The organism is Streptomyces sp. NTH33 (assembly GCF_003236365.1).
Lineage (GTDB): Bacteria > Actinomycetota > Actinomycetes > Streptomycetales > Streptomycetaceae > Streptomyces.
This window is the reverse complement of the sequence record NZ_POTZ01000966.1, coordinates 1-987: the sequence shown is the minus strand read 5'-3', so window position 1 is coordinate 987 and position 987 is coordinate 1. Positions and strand designations below refer to the sequence as shown.

The window sequence follows — 987 nt, the reverse complement described above, 5'->3', positions numbered from 1 at the left end:
GCATCACCGAGTTGTGGGCGCCCCCTGATCCCTCTGGTCCCCCTGCTCAGCCCTCGGCCGGGGGCGCCCACAACTCGGTGATGCCCACGCCCAGTTCGGCCAGCAGCCGGCGGATCAGGGGCAGGCTGATGCCGATGACGTTGCCGTGGTCGCCGTCGATGCCGTCGATGAACGGCGCCGAGCGGCCGTCCAGGGTGAAGGCGCCGGCGACCTGCAGCGGCTCGCCGGAGCCGACGTACGCGGCGATCTCCTCGTCCGTGGGCTCGCCGAAGCGGACCACGGTGGAGGCGGTGGCCGAGGCGTACCGTCCGCGCACCGTGTCCCAGACGCAGTGCCCGGTCTGGAGGGTGCCGGCCCGTCCGCGCATCGCCTTCCAGCGGGCGGTGGCCTCCTCGGCGTCGGCGGGCTTGCCGAGGGCCTGGCCGTCCAGGTCGAGCACCGAGTCGCAGCCGATGACCAGTGCGCCCTGCACCTCCGGCCGGGCCGCCACCACGGAGGCCTTCGCCTCGGCCAGCGCGAGTGCCAGCTCGGCGGGGGTGGGTGCCGTGATCGCGTCCTCGTCGACGCCGCTGACGACGACCTCCGGGTCGAACCCGGCCTGCCGGAGCAGCCCGAGCCGGGCGGGGGACTGGGAGGCGAGCACGAGTCGGCGGCGCGGCTGATCTGTCATACGGTCAGCGTATAGGCGGCGCTGACCGGCCTCACCTCAGTCCGATCACCAACATCGCCAGCAGCATGGCCGCCGCCACGAGAACACCCAGCCGCCGCAGCATCTCCTGCGTGTCCCGCAGTTCTTTCGGCGGCTCGTTCTCGGGGTCGGACCACAGCATTCTCCGATCGTCCGGCGAGGGCAGGGCTCGGCGCCTGAGTACGCGTACTCAACTTGGCCGAGGCACGAGCCGGCCGACGAAGAGCGGCCGCGATCCGGGCACGCGGAGATCGGTGACCGCCCGCGCGTAAGCGGCTGGGACGGACCCAGGGCGGGGA

The 987-nt window shown here is 72.9% G+C and carries 2 protein-coding genes; both read right to left on the bottom strand.

The genetic code is table 11. The features are described from left to right. Window positions 1-46: 46 nt before the first annotated feature. Window positions 47-670: a Maf family protein gene (locus tag C1I97_RS37855; protein ID WP_111007366.1), complete on the bottom strand. Its 624-nt coding sequence runs from the start codon at window positions 668-670 to the stop codon at window positions 47-49. Between the two features lie 31 nt (window positions 671-701). After that, window positions 702-830 carry a morphogenic membrane protein MmpB gene (mmpB, locus tag C1I97_RS42335; RefSeq protein WP_111007365.1) on the bottom strand — a complete coding sequence of 43 codons (129 nt, stop codon included), beginning with the start codon at window positions 828-830 and terminating at the stop codon, window positions 702-704. Window positions 831-987: the final 157 nt, after the last annotated feature.

Coding starts and splice junctions, on each gene's coding strand:
- C1I97_RS37855 (WP_111007366.1), bottom strand. CDS start 670: ATGACAGATCAGCCGCGCCGCCGACTCGTGCTCGCCTCCCAGTCCCCC.
- mmpB (WP_111007365.1), bottom strand. CDS start 830: ATGCTGTGGTCCGACCCCGAGAACGAGCCGCCGAAAGAACTGCGGGAC.